This is a genomic window from Pseudomonas sp. CIP-10 (genome assembly GCF_020911845.1).
GTDB lineage: Bacteria > Pseudomonadota > Gammaproteobacteria > Pseudomonadales > Pseudomonadaceae > Aquipseudomonas > Aquipseudomonas alloputida.
Window position 1 is genome coordinate 3,415,318 of the sequence record NZ_CP087160.1, and the last position, 14,597, is coordinate 3,429,914.

General features: G+C 60.6%; 17 protein-coding genes and 1 pseudogene. 2 read left to right on the forward strand and 16 right to left on the reverse strand.

Annotated features, from left to right (window positions below; all coding sequences use genetic code 11):
• Positions 1-3: 3 nt before the first annotated feature.
• Complete coding sequence (locus LMH93_RS15535) at positions 4-960, reverse strand: RHS repeat-associated core domain-containing protein (protein WP_230064342.1); 957 nt, start codon at positions 958-960, stop codon at positions 4-6.
• A 400-nt stretch (positions 961-1,360) separates the two neighbouring features.
• On the opposite strand from LMH93_RS15535, the gene LMH93_RS15540 reads away from it, so the two are divergent.
• On the forward strand, positions 1,361-2,317 hold the full coding sequence (locus tag LMH93_RS15540) for an RHS repeat-associated core domain-containing protein (RefSeq protein ID WP_230064343.1): 957 nt from the start codon (positions 1,361-1,363) through the stop codon (positions 2,315-2,317).
• A gap of 201 nt (positions 2,318-2,518) precedes the next feature.
• On the opposite strand, the pseudogene LMH93_RS15545 reads toward LMH93_RS15540, so the two are convergent.
• Positions 2,519-2,788: pseudogene (locus LMH93_RS15545) on the reverse strand (CsgG/HfaB family protein); the annotation flags it as partial.
• Between the two features lie 309 nt (positions 2,789-3,097).
• Here LMH93_RS15545 and LMH93_RS29720 point away from each other — a divergent pair.
• Positions 3,098-3,871 (forward strand): RHS repeat-associated core domain-containing protein, encoded by a 774-nt coding sequence (locus tag LMH93_RS29720; RefSeq protein WP_102885289.1) that lies wholly within the window; start codon positions 3,098-3,100, stop codon positions 3,869-3,871.
• 166 nt (positions 3,872-4,037) lie between these two features.
• On the opposite strand, the gene LMH93_RS15555 is transcribed toward LMH93_RS29720, so the two are convergent.
• The 14 genes from LMH93_RS15555 to LMH93_RS15620 form a co-directional block, all read right to left on the reverse strand.
• Complete coding sequence (locus LMH93_RS15555) at positions 4,038-4,889, reverse strand: CsgG/HfaB family protein (protein WP_185280267.1); 852 nt, start codon at positions 4,887-4,889, stop codon at positions 4,038-4,040.
• Positions 4,890-4,923: 34 nt separating this feature from the next.
• The gene (locus tag LMH93_RS15560; RefSeq protein ID WP_003247970.1) at positions 4,924-5,337 is read right to left on the reverse strand and encodes a curli assembly protein CsgF; all 414 of its coding nucleotides are present in this window, start codon (positions 5,335-5,337) and stop codon (positions 4,924-4,926) included.
• Entirely contained in the window at positions 5,334-5,735 is a 402-nt protein-coding gene (gene csgE / locus LMH93_RS15565) for a curli production assembly/transport protein CsgE (RefSeq protein ID WP_070095883.1), read from the reverse strand. Before csgE ends, LMH93_RS15560 begins: the two co-directional genes overlap by 4 nt.
• Complete coding sequence (locus tag LMH93_RS15570; RefSeq protein ID WP_003247967.1) at positions 5,732-6,259, reverse strand: type II secretion system protein; 528 nt, start codon at positions 6,257-6,259, stop codon at positions 5,732-5,734. The genes csgE and LMH93_RS15570 overlap by 4 nt, the downstream gene beginning before the upstream one ends.
• Complete coding sequence (locus LMH93_RS15575; RefSeq protein WP_003247965.1) at positions 6,234-6,608, reverse strand: type II secretion system protein; 375 nt, start codon at positions 6,606-6,608, stop codon at positions 6,234-6,236. The genes LMH93_RS15570 and LMH93_RS15575 overlap by 26 nt, the downstream gene beginning before the upstream one ends.
• Before the next feature lie 5 nt (positions 6,609-6,613).
• Positions 6,614-7,093 (reverse strand): type II secretion system protein, encoded by a 480-nt coding sequence (locus LMH93_RS15580; protein ID WP_003247963.1) that lies wholly within the window; start codon positions 7,091-7,093, stop codon positions 6,614-6,616.
• Entirely contained in the window at positions 7,090-8,955 is a 1,866-nt protein-coding gene (locus tag LMH93_RS15585; protein ID WP_230064344.1) for a secretin N-terminal domain-containing protein, read from the reverse strand. The genes LMH93_RS15580 and LMH93_RS15585 overlap by 4 nt, the downstream gene beginning before the upstream one ends.
• Positions 8,952-9,458 carry a hypothetical protein gene (locus tag LMH93_RS15590; protein WP_060544960.1) on the reverse strand — a complete coding sequence of 169 codons (507 nt, stop codon included), beginning with the start codon at positions 9,456-9,458 and terminating at the stop codon, positions 8,952-8,954. The genes LMH93_RS15585 and LMH93_RS15590 overlap by 4 nt, the downstream gene beginning before the upstream one ends.
• Positions 9,458-10,021, reverse strand: coding sequence for a type 4a pilus biogenesis protein PilO (pilO, locus tag LMH93_RS15595; protein ID WP_003247957.1), 564 nt, complete (start codon positions 10,019-10,021; stop codon positions 9,458-9,460). Before pilO ends, LMH93_RS15590 begins: the two co-directional genes overlap by 1 nt.
• Positions 10,008-10,550 (reverse strand): pilus assembly protein, encoded by a 543-nt coding sequence (locus LMH93_RS15600; protein ID WP_070095879.1) that lies wholly within the window; start codon positions 10,548-10,550, stop codon positions 10,008-10,010. The genes pilO and LMH93_RS15600 overlap by 14 nt, the downstream gene beginning before the upstream one ends.
• Before the next feature lies 1 nt (position 10,551).
• On the reverse strand, positions 10,552-11,331 hold the full coding sequence (locus LMH93_RS15605; RefSeq protein WP_004577514.1) for a hypothetical protein: 780 nt from the start codon (positions 11,329-11,331) through the stop codon (positions 10,552-10,554).
• The gene (locus tag LMH93_RS15610; RefSeq protein WP_227743092.1) at positions 11,315-13,102 is read right to left on the reverse strand and encodes a GspE/PulE family protein; all 1,788 of its coding nucleotides are present in this window, start codon (positions 13,100-13,102) and stop codon (positions 11,315-11,317) included. The genes LMH93_RS15605 and LMH93_RS15610 overlap by 17 nt, the downstream gene beginning before the upstream one ends.
• Before the next feature lie 60 nt (positions 13,103-13,162).
• Positions 13,163-13,696, reverse strand: coding sequence for a response regulator (locus LMH93_RS15615; protein ID WP_019437656.1), 534 nt, complete (start codon positions 13,694-13,696; stop codon positions 13,163-13,165).
• Positions 13,697-13,945: 249 nt separating this feature from the next.
• Positions 13,946-14,587: a SurA N-terminal domain-containing protein gene (locus LMH93_RS15620; protein WP_070095877.1), complete on the reverse strand. Its 642-nt coding sequence runs from the start codon at positions 14,585-14,587 to the stop codon at positions 13,946-13,948.
• Positions 14,588-14,597: the final 10 nt, after the last annotated feature.

Sequence of the window (14,597 nt, forward strand, 5' to 3'; positions counted from 1 at the left end):
AGCCTACGACGAAAACACTGAGCTCGTATTCGGTCGCTTAGCTAAAACGGTATCATAAAATTCTGGATGAGTGGAGCGTACCACTTCACTAATGAGTCGCCTGAGGGTAGTCTGCGCGCTGTTATCATCAACATATTTCAGCCGACTCAGCGCAACGCGCCCGCCCCACTCACTCAAGCCACCTCCACCATTTAAGACCTTGTACTCAATCGCACTTATCAGCAGGTCATCAGAAATTTGAGTTTCACTTTTCACACCTTGTCTCCGCGCCTGTGCAACCATGTTTTTCGCAAACTCACCCGCGCGCGGCATTTCGCGTTTTTTGCTTATCCAAAACATCTCGGGCACCGTCCCCCCTGACGTCTCCCTACCAGCCATTTTCAAGTAAAGTGGATGGCTGCCATTAACCGGTATCGTGTCAACAAGCGCCGACATAGCGGACAGCGTCGTGGGCGTGGGCTTTGGCGCACGTTGAATAGCATGCGACCGCCAGCTTACACCGTAAGGTTGCCGAGATGTCCAAGGGGAAGGTATGACTGGCACTTTCATTCGCCCGTCAGTGTCGAGATAATTAATCGGATCTCCCTCACAATATGCGTACGCATTGATCCCACCCGCGCCAAATGGACTTATCACGTCAGGTGAAAAAAAACGCATCAACATCGAACTGTAGGCACGCACCCCACTACCAAGTAGATCGCATTCAGATGCCACATCTCGATGCTCACCATTATAACCAAGGAGTGATTCTCTGGAGGCAGCCTGATCAAAACCATAAGGGCTATAGCATCGCGTGCTTCGGGCCCGAAGTATGGAATTTTGTCGATCTGCAGCCAGAAGCAAATGCGTTTCTTCGCAGATCTCTCCCAATACCAGATTAACACCAGCAAACACACTGCAAGCCTTATCCGCACTCACCTTGGCAGCTAATCGCTGCCCCTTGTAAAAAAAATTAAACATTGCCTATCCCATTCCCAACCAACCTTTACTGAACAATGGGCCTACTCCAACACAGGCGCAACTATCAAAAATATCAGGTCGAAGATAAATCGCCTGCACGGCATCTTCGCTAACAAACCCACGCCAAGTCCGAGGCAGCGTCAGTTCATAGGAACTGGCTTGCCCGCGAAGACACCTTAGAACCTGATCACTTGCTGCTGATTCTGGCTCAAGAAGGGGATCTCGTTCATCGAAAACTCGGCGAGTATTTGCTTCTTCGCGAACTCAATAGACGATGGCCGAAGCCTGGCACTTCAGGCCGCTGCACTACCGCCAATTCATCGGATGTCAACTGTCAAATTTATCAGTCGCTGAAAATGAATTTCTCGAACATACTCCAAAAAAACCATGGTAAATCTCGATGAGCAGTCAACGTCACCTCCTGCACTTCTACATGCATACGCACTTACACTCGGTGCTGACAAGCGCTGCCAGCGCTACGTTCTTCCGTGACAGCTCCGTAGTACTGGCCGAATTATTGTGTGAAGCCAATCAGACAGCGACCACGCTTGTAGGCTCTGACATGGCCAGATCACCCATAACCCGCAGTACGGAAAACACCTCCTTACCGCAGGTTTACACCTCATACGGCTACGAGCAACCGCCAGAACCCACGCTCAAATTAACGGGTTTTACCGGCCAACCCCGATCAGTGTCTGCACATTTATACCTGATGGGCAGTGGACGCCGTGCCTATAATACTGCCCTCATGCGCTTCTGCTCCCCTGACGATCTAAGTCCATTTTCGAAAGGCGGAGTCAATGCTTACGCTTACTGCAACAACGACCCCACAAATTACTCAGATCAATCGGGGCGTGTCCCGGTAGCGAACCAAATCGCCACCAAAAGTTCCACACTCGTAAATAAGATACAGCCGGCAAGCAAAACCATAACAAAAACAATTTCCAGGCACGACCTGGAGTTTGATTTTGTCGAAGAACTTATGTCTAGAAAGCCCTCTCACAATACCAGCAAAGTAGACCGAGCAGGCACTGGGGTCGACACAGTTAAAAATTTAACAACCGACCAAATCGAATCCACATTCAGACCAGAAATTCCGCAAAAAAATGCACACTCCGACATAAACACCTCAGTACTAACTCCTATTACACCCACTGAGGTAGACTTCCTCGTATCCTATCAAAAAACTGTACCAGAACAGATTTCAATCACAGGACTTGACGCTTGGGTGGCTGCTCGAATACTCAATCTAAGACCTAAAGCCTCTCAGAGGCATGCCGGCCTATCCTACGATGACGCAAACAAAGTAACCCTGAGCCTAAACGCCCAATTAGGCTTGCTTCGAAGAACAACCTAGCCCTTCACTGACCCTATTCTAGCCCAGCCGAATGAAACGTCATATATCGCCCCGACCACCGCATCCAGGACCTGCTACTGAGCCAGCAGCAGATCCTCCTGGCGAACGACCAACTCTATAATTTACCTTAAACTTCAGTGACCAAGTGACTTACGCAGCCTAAGGCTAATATCATGCCCGCTTAAAGGCCCTTATCATTCATCAAGGCTGCAGATTCTGGCTCAAGAACTTGTCCACCGTGGCCTTGCCCTCAGCTGGATCCCCCGCCACCTGCCACAACCGCCGCTCGATCCCCTGCGCCAGCAAGTGCCCCACCGCCGATTCAATCGCCGACAGCACGCACAACTGCGCCGGTTCATTGGTGGTCTACCCGACCTCGGCCTCCAGCAGCTTCTTGAACTCGATGAACTTAATCACCCCTGCACTGCGGCCGACCGAGTAGAGGGTCTTGCTGGTCATCACAATGGCCAGACACCTCAAGATCTTGCGATGGCGCACTCTTTCAAGGTGATCGGTGAGGCCTGGACGAAAACGCCGGAGCGATTCCCTATCAATCCGCCCCCTCTCATTCGGGGACCGTCCCCCTCGCGGGCCATACTTACCAGATCCTCTTTGAGCGCCGGAGGCGATATTAGGTAAAACTGTGAGAGCCACTGGCATGGATTAACCCGCCGTCACACACCCCAACAGTATATGTCAACTGTTAAAAATAACGATTGCGCCCCCTATTCACTAATCTATATATACCTACAATATTAAACAAACCAGGAGCAATGATCGATGCTACGCTATACCCCCTATGGTTGGCACATGGCGGCTGACCACTCAACCCTCGCATTCAACGATCAACCGTTCGATAAAGCATCCGATGGGTATTTACTCGGGAATGGTCGGCGCGGATACAAGCCGCGTTTGATGCGCTTTTGTTCGCCGGACAACTTAAGTCCATTTCAATCAGGCGGCATCAACAGCTACGCCTACTGCCAAGGAGATCCGATCAACTTTGTTGACCCAAGCGGCCATACGGGCGTTAAGCCACCACACCAAATTCTGGCCGCGCGAGAATTACCGCCTCCGCCACAACTAAACATTCCAATAGCATTGAAACAGCGGTCACCCCAATTAATGTTTGATGATTACCTAAAACTATTAAACAACAAAAAACCAAGCTTCTATACCATGGAGAGTCTCGAGAGACTCAAGGGACCACACACAGATGTCATGATCCGACATTCGGCACGTGATGCTTACGCTTCGCGTAGCAGCAAAAATTTTAGCCACCTGGTAATAAAGGAGCACCGAGACCGCTTAATATTAGCAGGCATCGACGAAGTTACACTACAGCAACAATCCCAAGCCAGAAAGGCGATAAACCTTGGCATACCCCCGATAAAACCTGAAATCCTACCACTGTACCGTGGATTACTTGAGATCCGTAACTTATATGAGCCCCCTACAGTGGGTTACCCTACTCTACTCAGCAGGCCAAGTGCGCTTCACGGGCGCAACTATCAGGAGCAGGTAAAAATACTAAGAAACAGAACGATAGCCTAGCCGGTAGCTTATGCTGTTGCCTGCATCGAAAAAGCTAACGTCTCGAGATGCTTTAGGGAAACTCCAATCAAGTTGCCCGAGACCTGAAATTCGCAATGTTTTGAAGCAAGTTCAGCACAGGTCAGGCGGCCTGTGCTGAATTGATCAGAGCCTCCCGAACAGTCAATCAAGGCTGCTGATTCTGGCTCAAGAACTTGTCCACCGTGGCCTTGCCATCAGCTGGATCCCCCGCCACCTGCCACAACCGCCGCTCGATCCCCTGCGCCAGCAAATGCCCGACTGCCGCTTCAATCGCCGACAGCACGCACAACTGCGCCGGTTCATTGGTGGTATACCCCACCTCGGCTTCCAGCAGCTTCTTGAACTCGATGAACTTGAACACGCCGGCACTGCGCCCTACCGAGTAGATGGTCTTGCTGGTCATCACGTTGGCCAGCACCTGCCCGGTGCGCACGTCCACAGCGCGCAGGTTGACGGTGACCTGGTCCACCCGGTACTCGCGGGAGATGTCGATGCCTAGGTAGCGGGCGCCTTCGCCGCCGCTGCGCACGTTGGTGTCGTAGGCAATGATGCCGCCCTCCAACATCAGGTTGGCGGCCTGCAACGGTGGCAGCTCGCCCATGATGTTTTCCGCCACATCAGGCTTTTTCTGCGATGCGCGGATGATCTTGCGCTCGGTCAGCAGGTTCTGCAGCCCTTCACGCTCCAGCACCACGAACCAGCCGCTGGCACTCAAGGCGTCCATCAACATGCTGGCCGCGCCTTGGGTGACGCTGGTGGAAAACGAGCTGGCCGGGGTCGGCTTGTACTGCCCGGTCTGGTCGCGGAAGCCGTACACCACGGCCATCAGCCGGCCTTTGGGCCGTGGCATGTTGATCAGGTCGTAGTAGGTCGAGGCCCGAGGGGTCAGGGTCGGGGTTTCCGAGTCCTGTTCGGCCGACATGGGTTCGCGCAGGCTGCAACCACTTTGCAGGCCCAGGGCGGTGAGGATCAGCAGCGCGCTCAGCAGACGTTTCATGGTGTTCTCTCCCCAACATAAAAGCCCTTCCCTCTCAGGGGTTCAGGCCGCTGACCTCAATGATCGAAATTTCTCCTGTGGCACGATCAGTGACCTTGATGCTCAAGGCCCCGGAATCGTCGATGACGTCGATGAGAAACGCATCGGTCGCCATGCTGCCGGTGTTGCCGTTACTGATGTTGTCCAGCAACTGCGACAACATCCGCGACTCCAGCTGGTTGCTGAAGCGCTCAAGGGCCGTGGTGCCGGTAAAGGCCGAGGCGCGGTCCTTGAGGTCCGGGTCGTCGTAGTCGTTCTGCGCCTGGGCGTTGTTCAGCAGCCAGGTGCCGTTCAACGGGTTGCCGCCAAAGGCCGGGTTGACCGGGGTGTACACCAGCTCGGTGGCCTGGGCAGCACAGGCGCTGGCCAGCAGGCAGGCGGCAATGCAACGGGGTATGCGGTGGTTCATAGCTCGTCCCTCTCCAAGTCGGTGGTGTCCTGTAGCAGGCGTTGCAGCTTGCGTTGAATGATCTGCTGCTTGACCAGGTCGGCAGCGGCGACGGCCTCGTCTTTGAGCTCGGTGGTATTGGGTGGCAGGAAGCGGCGGTACACCACTTCACGCTCGAACTCCACCGTCACCAGGCTGCCCCAGCGGGCATCGGGGCGTTCGCGTACCACCAGGTTGAAGTCCAGACGGCTGGTGGCACGCAGGCGGTCGGCGAAGTAGTAGTAAAAGTCGTGGCCAATGTGCGAGATGGTGTTGTCGACGATAAAACCCTGCATCTCGTCTTCAGCACCCGCCTTGGCGCAGGTGGCCCCCCCAGCCATCAGCAGCAGGCTCAGGCACAGCGCAGTCAGGCACTTCATGGCGTGTCTCCCGGGCCCGCATTCGTCTGCACACCGCGTGCACTTTCGGTAAAGGCCTGCTCGGCGACGAACTGCCAGTCGCTGTAGTGCTCCATCCCCTCGAACCCGCTCCATTCGGCGCTGAAGCCACTGCGCTTGAAAGGGGTGGCGTCCGAACGGCTGTAGACGCCAGTGATACGACCGTCGATCGAGCGCAGCAGGCCCCATTCGTCGCTGTTGCTAATCGGGTCAGGGTAAAGCCTGCGAATGTGCCGTTTGGCCTGCGGGAAACGGTTGTCCTGCAGCAGGTCGGCCAGGTCTTGCGGGTACTGGGCCAGCCCGGGGGATGCGCGGTAGTAGCTGCGCAAGGCCTGGGCATACTGGCTGCCGACCCACAGCAACTGGCGTTCGCGGTCGCGCTGGGCGGCGCTCGCCCAGATCGTGCCGGTGGCCGCCAGGGCCACGCTGCTGACCGCAATCAGCAGCAGCACACCCAGGTAGGTGAAGCCACCGTTGGCCTTACCATTCAGCGAAGAGGCTGCCATCACGCGCCCTCCCTGTGGCACCGCTCTTGATATCGGCCACGCCGCCCGCCACGCCCTCGGGGGGCGGTACCAGCTGCCAGGCATCACTGCGCTCGGTGATCGGGTCGACCGGTGTGTTGCGCAGGTAACGTTGCTCCACCAGTTGTTCCAGCGAATCGGGGTAGTGGCCGGTATCACCGTAGTAGTGGTCCAGCGCCTCGCGCAGCACTGCCAGGCTCTGACGCAGGGTGGCCTCGCGCGAGCTTTCCAGGCTGTTGAAGTAGCGCGGCATGGCGATGGTCATCAGCGTGGCGATGATCGCCATCACCACCAGCAGTTCGATCAGGGTGAAGCCTTTGCTGCGTTTCATGGCTGTCACCATTGCCCGTAAGGGATATTGTTCAGGCCTTTGCCGCGGGCCCTGGAATACACGTCGAACACGTCTTCGCCGTCGCGCGGGTTGTCGGGGCTGCTGTCGTAGGCGCGCAAGCCCCAGCCGCCTTCGTCTTCATCCTTTGCCGCCACCAGCGGGTCGTGCGGGATGCGCCGCAGGAAGTAGAACTTGGCGCCCTTGGCACTGCGCACATCGCGCACGCCCTCTACCAGCACCTGCAGGTTCGGCGGGTAGCCACTGCTGTCCACGCGCTTCTCGATGTAGCCGGCGTCGAAGGCCCGCTTGTAGGCATCGATGGCGTCGCGAATCTGGTACAGCGCCTCGCGCAGTTGCTGCTCCTTGCCGCGGCGTACCACCGTTTCGGTCAGCGGCGCGGCCATGCTGGCGAGCAAGCCGAGCAGTGCCAGGGTCAGCACCACCTCGATCAGGCTGAAGCCGTGCATGCGACGCCGCGCGTTCATGGCCGTGGGCTCCCGTTGACCGGGGCGACCGCCATGTGGCTGTCCACGACCGGTTCATCGGTGGTCGGCGCATTACCGGGTACGTCCATCGGCGGCAGTGGCGCCATCTGGCGCACCTGCATGGCCGACTCGGTGCCCGTGGAAAACTCCATGTCCGACGGGCTCTGGTACGGCAGGTTACGCACGATGCGCGGGGTGATCGCCAGCACCAGCTCACTCTTGCTCATGTCGTCCTTGTTGCTGCCGAACAGCCGGCCCAGGCCTGGGATATCGCCAAGGCCGGGAATCTTGTTGCCACTGGCGTTGTGGTCGTTGCGGACCAGGCCGGCCAGCACCTGGGTTTCGCCGTCATGCAGGCGCAGGCTGGTCTGCGCGTTGCGGGTGTCGACCTGGACGGGGATGGTGCCCTGGCGGGTGGCCTCCAGCGGGGTGGCGTTGCTGACCTCGAGCGCCACCTTGATCGCCACTTCGTTGTTCAGGTGCACGGTGGGCTGCACTTCAAGCTTCAGGCCGACGTCCAGGTAGGTGACGCTCTCGGTAATGACCGGCCCTTGGGTCGACGGCACCGAGGTGGCGCTGATGATCGGTACCCGCTGGCCGATGTGGATGCGCGCCTGTTCGCGGTTGCTGACGCGGATCACCGGGCTGGCCAGGGTGTTGATGTCTTTGTCCTGGGCGTTGATCTTGGCCTGCGGCGCCGGCGCAATGCTGATGCGGCTGGAATTGATGCCCTTGAGCTGGTCGAGCACGCTGACCGGGTTGCCATCGTCGCTCAGCACGCCGAAGGTGTTCGGCCATTGCAGGCCAAGGTCGAGGATGCGCGAGGTGGCCACCTCCATCACCTCCACTTCCAGCACCACCTCGGGGTTGGACTGGTCCTGCGACTGCAGCAGCTTCTCGGCCATGCGCACCGCGTCCGACGTATCGCGCATGGTCAGGGTGTTGAGGCGCTCGTCAACGAACACGTCGCGGGTCTTGAGCATGGTCTTGACCATGTTCAACGCGGTATTGGCGTCGATGCTGGTCAGGTAGAACGTACGCATGACCAGTTCCTGGTAGTCCTTGGTCTTCTGCGGCGAATCGGGGTAGACCATGACGGTGTTGTCGTTGACGATCTTCTGGCGCAGCTGGTTTTGTTCCAGCAGCAGCGCTATCGCGTCCTCGATACGCACCTCGCGCACGAAGATGGTGGCTTTCATGTCCGGGCGCAGGTCCTTGTCGAAGATGAAGTTGATGCCGGCCACCTGCGACAGCACTTCGAAGATGGTCTTCAGGTTGGCATCGCGAAACTCCAGGGTGACCGGCCGCTCGAGCTTGCTGCGTAATTGCGGGTACGGCTGCGCGGTGCGTGCCTGCACGTTTTCGATGTCGCTGCGCAGGGTTATGCCCTTCTGGTTCTGCGGGTCCAGACGCAAGACTTCGCGCATGTAACGTTCGGCACCGAACAGGTCGCCCTGGCGCAGCGCCGCCTGGCCAAGCGCTACGCGTTCGTCCAGGGTGCGGATCAGCTCCAGCTGGCGAATGCCATCCTGGGCGCGGCGGTTGTTCGGTTCCAGGGTGAGCACCCGGCCATAGCCCATGCGGGCATTGGCGAAGTCGTGGCGGACGCGGTCGCTGTCGGCCTGGCTAATCAGGGCCTCGACTGCCGCCTGGCGGCTGTGGGCCAGGGCGATATTCAGCTCTGTGTCACGCGGGTCGTCGCGCAGGGCCTCTTCCAGGCGGGCGATGCCGGCCTCGTACTGGCCCTCTTTCATCAACTGGTCGCTGTCCTGGCGAACCGCACTGGAGCCGCAACCGGCAATGGCCACGCACAGCGCCACGAGCAGAAACGGAGCAGGCTTGCACAGCTTTGACGACTTCATGGTGCGCTCCCGACAGACAAGGTCTGCGACTGGTGCAAAGGCAGGTAGACCAGGTTCAGCTCGCTGGCCGATACCCGATCGAGGCGATAGGTGTCTTCGATCACGTCGCCTTGGCGCACGACGTAGAGTTTTTCGCCGCTCTGCAGGAAGACCTGCAGGTCGTCGCGGTCCCCCATGCGGCCGATGAACTGGAAAGGCAGCTCCGGGGCCGTCGGGGCCGCGGCGACGACAGGTGCGGTCATAACCGGTTGTTCGGTGACCGTGGCCAGGGTTTTGGGTGGCGTCCATTGCTGGGTTGGGAACAGGTCGCGGGCGGCCTGTTCCGGCCCTTTCGCGGGTAAGCCCGCGCCGACCATGGACGCAGCGCTTTCTGTTGCAGGCGCGGGTTTACCCGCGAAGGCCGCGACGCCATCGTCCTGGCCAAACCAATGGTCCGGTGCCCAGGCCAGCGCCGCGCTCACGCCAAGGAAGCCGGCCCAGATGACTGCACGTTGTGTGTTCATCATGACCTCGACAGGTAAAGGGTCATGCGCAGGCGGGCATTGAGCTCGCTGTCGCCGATGCGTTTGCGTTGCAGCTCAAGGTCTTCCAGCACCAGCGTTGGCAGTTGCTTGAGCAGGCCCTTGATAAAGCCGCGAATCTGCGGGTAGCTGCCGCGCACTGGCAGCACGATCTGGTAGCGGGCCAGCTGGGTCTTGGGGTCGATGCCCAGCGCGTATTCACCGCGGGCCAAGCTGATGCGCTCGGCGCTGGCCAGGCGGTACAGACGCTCGATCAGCTCGCTGGCCTGGGGCTGACCGGGCAGTTGCTGGCGCAGGCTGTCGAGGGCCTGCTGCTCGGGCTGGACCGCAATCTTCAGCTCACCCCGCTTGACACGCCCTACCTGTTCGCTGGCCTGCGCTTCGCTGGCGCGCAGTTCGCGTACGCTTTGCCATTGCGGCAGCACACCGGCACACCCCACGCCAATGGCGAGCAGGCCCACGGCTACGGCAGCCAGGCCTACCGGGCCGACAACGCGCAGGCGCTCCTGGAGGATCAGGCGGCTGAACGATTCAAGGGCGCGCATGGCCGATCTCCCAGGTGGCGGTGAGGGTGAAGCGCACCGGGTGCTCGGGCCGCGCAGCGAGCACTTCGTGGTTGAGCAGCGACACGTCGCTGAGCTCGTCGCTGGCTTCCAGCCGCTGGTGGTACTGCAGCATCGCTTCGAGGTTGCGCGCCTCGGCGGCAATGCGCACCTGGCCCTTGCGCGCATCCGGCGTCAGGCCGAGCAGCGCGACGTCGTCCTGCGGCATGGCTTCAAGCATGGCGAACAGTTGCTGCCAAGGACGTTGCAGTTGCTGCGACACACTGCGCATTTGTGCCAGGCGCTCAGCCTGCTCCCGGCTGGCAGCGCTGTTCTTGGGTTCTGCGATGGCCGGGCGGCGGCCCAGTTGCAGTTCCAGGCTATGGACGCTGGCTTCCAGTGCCACTTGCTCGGTCTGCAAGCGTTGCTGCAGCAGCACCAGGCCGGCGACCACGGCGCTGGCAAGGACGAGCAGCGACCAAACCAGCGGTCCGCTGCGCCGTGGCTGGAATTCCAGGTCGAGGCGGCGCATGTCAGGCCACCGCCCGCCACATGGCGCACAGCGGGTCGGCTTCGCTGGCCGGCTGGCACAATTGCACGGCCGCCAGTTGCGGCACGTCGCAGCGGCCCGGGGCATGCAGGTACACCCGCGGCAGGTGCTCGCCGTACAGCTCACAGGTACGCTCGATCAGTGCTTGCAGGGCCTGGTCGCTGTCAGCGCAGCCTTGCGCCAGCACTTGTTGCCAGGCACCGCCGGCGGCCAGCAGCAATACACTGCGGCGCGGCTCGGCCAGCACGAACAGGAAGTCCCCCTGCTCCAGCTGTGACCAGCAACGGTTGTAGGCAGCCATCAGGTATGGCTGCACCGAGCGCAGGCTCAGGCGGCTTTCCCGGCCCAGTGCCTGCAGCCGCTGCAGCAAGGCTTCGGGCAGCGCCGTGGCGATGCGGGCGGCACCGGCAGGCTCCGGTGACAGCACGATGCGCCAGTCGTCCAACGGCTGCCCGTAGAGGTTTTCGAAGCAAGCGCGGGCATAGGCGTCCAGCTCGCGAGGGTGGCCGATGGCGTCACTCCAGGGCACCAGGCAGAAGCGGCTGTAGCGGGCCGACAGCAACACCCGCAACTGGGCGCCACGTACCGCATGCTCGGCCAGCAGTGCGGCCAGCCCGTCGACAGCAGCATCCCAGGTCGGTTGGGTGGCGTCGCTGCTGAACGCGCGGCTGCCCAGCCATTGGTGGTGATTGTTGTGCCAGCGACCCAGGCCGACACCCTCGGCGCCCAATACGGCGCAGTAACGGTCAGATGAATGTGACACGGTTGATCTCCTCAAGGGTGGTACGGCCATCGCGGACCAGGTCCAAGGCCGAGGCTCGCAGCAGGCGCAGGCCGCGCTGGCAGGCAAGCGTCTTGATCTGCGCCAGCGGGCGGCGCTCCACGATCATTTGCCGCAGGTCGTCATCCAGGTGCAGCAGTTCGGCAATGGCACTGCGGCCGCGGTAACCACTGCCACGGCAGTGGCCGCAACCCTTGACACGGACGAATGTCCAGCCGGCCACCCCCTCGCGGGTCAGGCCTGAGCCATACAGGGTGTCGTCATCGTGTTCGCAGGGCGTGGCGCAGTGCGGGCAGGCCAGGCGAATCAGGCGCTGGGCCAGCACCGCATTGAGCGCGGAAACGAAGCTGTAGGGGTCGACCTGCATCTGGCTGAAGCGGCCAATCACGTCGAACACGTTGTTGGCGTGGATGGTGGTGAACACCAGGTGGCCGGTGAGCGCCGATTGCACGGCAATCTGGGCCGTGTCGGGGTCACGGATTTCGCCGACCAGGATCTTGTCCGGGTCGTGACGCAGGATCGAGCGCAGGCCGCGGGCGAAGGTCAGGCCCTTCTTCTCGTTGACCGGGATCTGCAGCACGCCGGGCAGTTGATACTCGACCGGGTCCTCGATGGTGATGATCTTGTCCACGCCATGGTTGATCTCGCTGATCATGGCGTACAGGGTGGTGGTCTTGCCGCTGCCTGTAGGGCCGGTGACCAGGATCATGCCGTAGGGTTCTGCCGCCAACCGGCGCAGGGCGCGCAAGGTTTCGTCGGCAAAGCCCAAGGCTTGCAGCTGCACGCCGCTGACCCGGTCGGACAAGTCCTGCTTGTCGAGCACCCGCAGCACGGCATCTTCACCGAAGATGCTAGGCATGATCGACACCCGGAAGTCGATTTGCCGGTCGCCCACGGCCACCTTGAAGCGGCCGTCCTGGGGCACGCGTTTTTCGCCGATGTCCAGCTCGGCCATGACCTTGATGCGCGAGATCACCTGGTCGGCGAAGGCGCTGCCACTGGCCTTGCCGGCACCGTTGAGCACGCCGTCGATGCGGTACTTGATGGTCAGGCCCTGGCCGGTCATGCCCAGGTGGATGTCGCTGGCGTGCAGCTTGAGGGCGTCGTACAGGGTGGAGTTGACCAGCTTGACCACGCGGCTCTGGTCTTCGCTGATACTGGCCAGCGACAGGCGTTGCAGCGGGTCGCTTTCGCTGCTGGCGTCGGCGTCGTGGTCAAGGGCATCGACTGCGTGGAAGCTTTCTTCATGACGGGCCAGGAAGGTGGCCAGGTCGGCGGCGTGGGCCAGGTAAAGCGGCGCGCCTTGCAGTACGTCGTCGATCCAGGCCAGGCGGGCGTGGTCGAAGGGGTCGGCGAACACGCCCAGCAGTTGGCCGCCTTGCTCGATCAGCACACATTCGCGCTTGAGGCACTGGGCCAAGGCCAGCTTGTCGAAGCGTGGGGTGCTGGCCAGCAGGCTGTGGCTGTCGAGTACCGGGTAATGCAGGGTCAGGCCCAGGCGCTGGGTGAAGGTGTCGGGGGTGTCGCAGGCCAGGCGTTCCAGGCAGTCGAGCAGGCGCTCGTCGGTGGCTTGCAGACGGGCCTGGGCCAGCAGTTCGCGGGGGTAGGTCTGGCACGGGTTTACCGGTGCCGGCCCTTTCGCGGGTGAACCCGCTCCTACAGGTTCAGTGCAATCCTGTGGGAGCGGGTTCACCCGCGAAAGGGCCGGTGCAGGCTTTGCAGATTCCGGGGTTGCATCGAATGCTTCTGGCATGGCCTGCGACTCCGCTCAGGGGCGCGTCGCAGGCTGGCTCGGCCAGGGGTGCGGGCGCCGCTATTCCCCTGTGAGCAGTTGATCGTCGTCGGGCCCTGGTGGCTTGGCGCCGTTACGGCGGCGGTCGGCCAACACCCAGCTTCCATCGTACAACTGCAGGGGGAACGATTCGTTCCTGTTCTGGCGTCGTTCGACGAACCCTTCGGCCGGGTTGTCCGTGGCCCTGCGCCGGCGCTCGATGCCCAGCAGGTCGAAGATCGCACGCGCCAGCTCCATCAGTGGGAACGGCTTGAACAGGACGTGACTCACACCGAGTTCGGCGGCCCGCTCACGCACCTCGACGGTGGGGTGGGCGGTGATCAGCACGAAGTGGCATTGCCTGTTCTTGCGTACAGCCTCCAGAACCTGAAAACCTTCCATGTCGGGCAGGCGGTAATCCAGCACAACTACTTGCGGTGCCAGGCTTTCAGCCTGTTCGATACCACTGGCACCGTCGTGGGCAACATGAACTTCCAGGCCTTGCGCCTGCAGGTACGCTTGCAGGTTCTGCGCAAGAGTCTGTTCGTCATCGACTACCAATACTCTGTTCACCAAGGTCGACTCCCCAATACTGCCCGGTTCCCCGGTCTGCGAAGTACGCCCTTGTAGAGACTTGAGCAGGCTTCGTGCCAGGCGTGAATAGTCATGTTGCACCACTGTAAGCCACTGATTTTACTAGGGTGCCGGCCAGTAACCGACATACGCTGAGCAGGCGCACCCCACCTGTTCCCCACAAGCGGGGAAAATGATGGCACATTGCCAAACCTTAATTCCCCAGGATTGGGGCAAGCGCCCTCAGCGGTCTCAGTTGGCGATCTCCACTTTAGCGGACTCGCGCAAACGTTGGCGCACGGATTGGCGCGCCTGCGCCTCCCGCTGACCGATGAGCGTTGCCCTGGCCAAGGCGAGGCCGTGTTCGCGTATGACCGATGGATTATCACTTTGGTTCTGCGCTCCTTGCAGTCTCTCCTGGTTGGCATCATAAAATGCCTCCACTTCGCCCTGGCTCGGCGCGTCGACTGCGCTGAGCTGGGCGTACACTTGCTGGGCCGCCATCTCATGCCGGGTGTATTCAGTGTACTGTGCCCTATCGAAGCCTGCCTCTGCCAGCCGCCTTTCGAATAACGCCGGGCTGCCAAATGCCGCTTCCACCTCGCCAATCTGTGCCGACACGTGTTCATCGCTGATGGCTATGCCTTGGCGTTGCGCTTCCTGCCACAACAGCTCCTTGTCGATCAGCTCATCCAGCGCCTGGTCACGCAGGCGTTTATACAGGCCTGGATTGCGGATGCTGGTCACCGCCCGACCCTGGGCGTCCAGGTACTCGCTGAAGTAGCGTTCCAGGCGCATCAACCCGATCTCGACACCATTGACCCGCGCCGCTGGCACATCGGCCCAGCTCACCCTGGTCAGCACCAGCAACAGGCACAACCACACGATCCGCATGACAACCTCC

Coding starts and splice junctions, on each gene's coding strand:
- LMH93_RS15535 (WP_230064342.1), bottom strand. CDS start 960: ATGTTTAATTTTTTTTACAAGGGGCAGCGATTAGCTGCCAAGGTGAGT.
- LMH93_RS15540 (WP_230064343.1), top strand. CDS start 1,361: ATGAGCAGTCAACGTCACCTCCTGCACTTCTACATGCATACGCACTTA.
- LMH93_RS29720 (WP_102885289.1), top strand. CDS start 3,098: ATGCTACGCTATACCCCCTATGGTTGGCACATGGCGGCTGACCACTCA.
- LMH93_RS15555 (WP_185280267.1), bottom strand. CDS start 4,889: ATGAAACGTCTGCTGAGCGCGCTGCTGATCCTCACCGCCCTGGGCCTG.
- LMH93_RS15560 (WP_003247970.1), bottom strand. CDS start 5,337: ATGAACCACCGCATACCCCGTTGCATTGCCGCCTGCCTGCTGGCCAGC.
- csgE (WP_070095883.1), bottom strand. CDS start 5,735: ATGAAGTGCCTGACTGCGCTGTGCCTGAGCCTGCTGCTGATGGCTGGG.
- LMH93_RS15570 (WP_003247967.1), bottom strand. CDS start 6,259: ATGGCAGCCTCTTCGCTGAATGGTAAGGCCAACGGTGGCTTCACCTAC.
- LMH93_RS15575 (WP_003247965.1), bottom strand. CDS start 6,608: ATGAAACGCAGCAAAGGCTTCACCCTGATCGAACTGCTGGTGGTGATG.
- LMH93_RS15580 (WP_003247963.1), bottom strand. CDS start 7,093: ATGAACGCGCGGCGTCGCATGCACGGCTTCAGCCTGATCGAGGTGGTG.
- LMH93_RS15585 (WP_230064344.1), bottom strand. CDS start 8,955: ATGAAGTCGTCAAAGCTGTGCAAGCCTGCTCCGTTTCTGCTCGTGGCG.
- LMH93_RS15590 (WP_060544960.1), bottom strand. CDS start 9,458: ATGAACACACAACGTGCAGTCATCTGGGCCGGCTTCCTTGGCGTGAGC.
- pilO (WP_003247957.1), bottom strand. CDS start 10,021: ATGCGCGCCCTTGAATCGTTCAGCCGCCTGATCCTCCAGGAGCGCCTG.
- LMH93_RS15600 (WP_070095879.1), bottom strand. CDS start 10,550: ATGCGCCGCCTCGACCTGGAATTCCAGCCACGGCGCAGCGGACCGCTG.
- LMH93_RS15610 (WP_227743092.1), bottom strand. CDS start 13,102: ATGCCAGAAGCATTCGATGCAACCCCGGAATCTGCAAAGCCTGCACCG.
- LMH93_RS15620 (WP_070095877.1), bottom strand. CDS start 14,587: ATGCGGATCGTGTGGTTGTGCCTGTTGCTGGTGCTGACCAGGGTGAGC.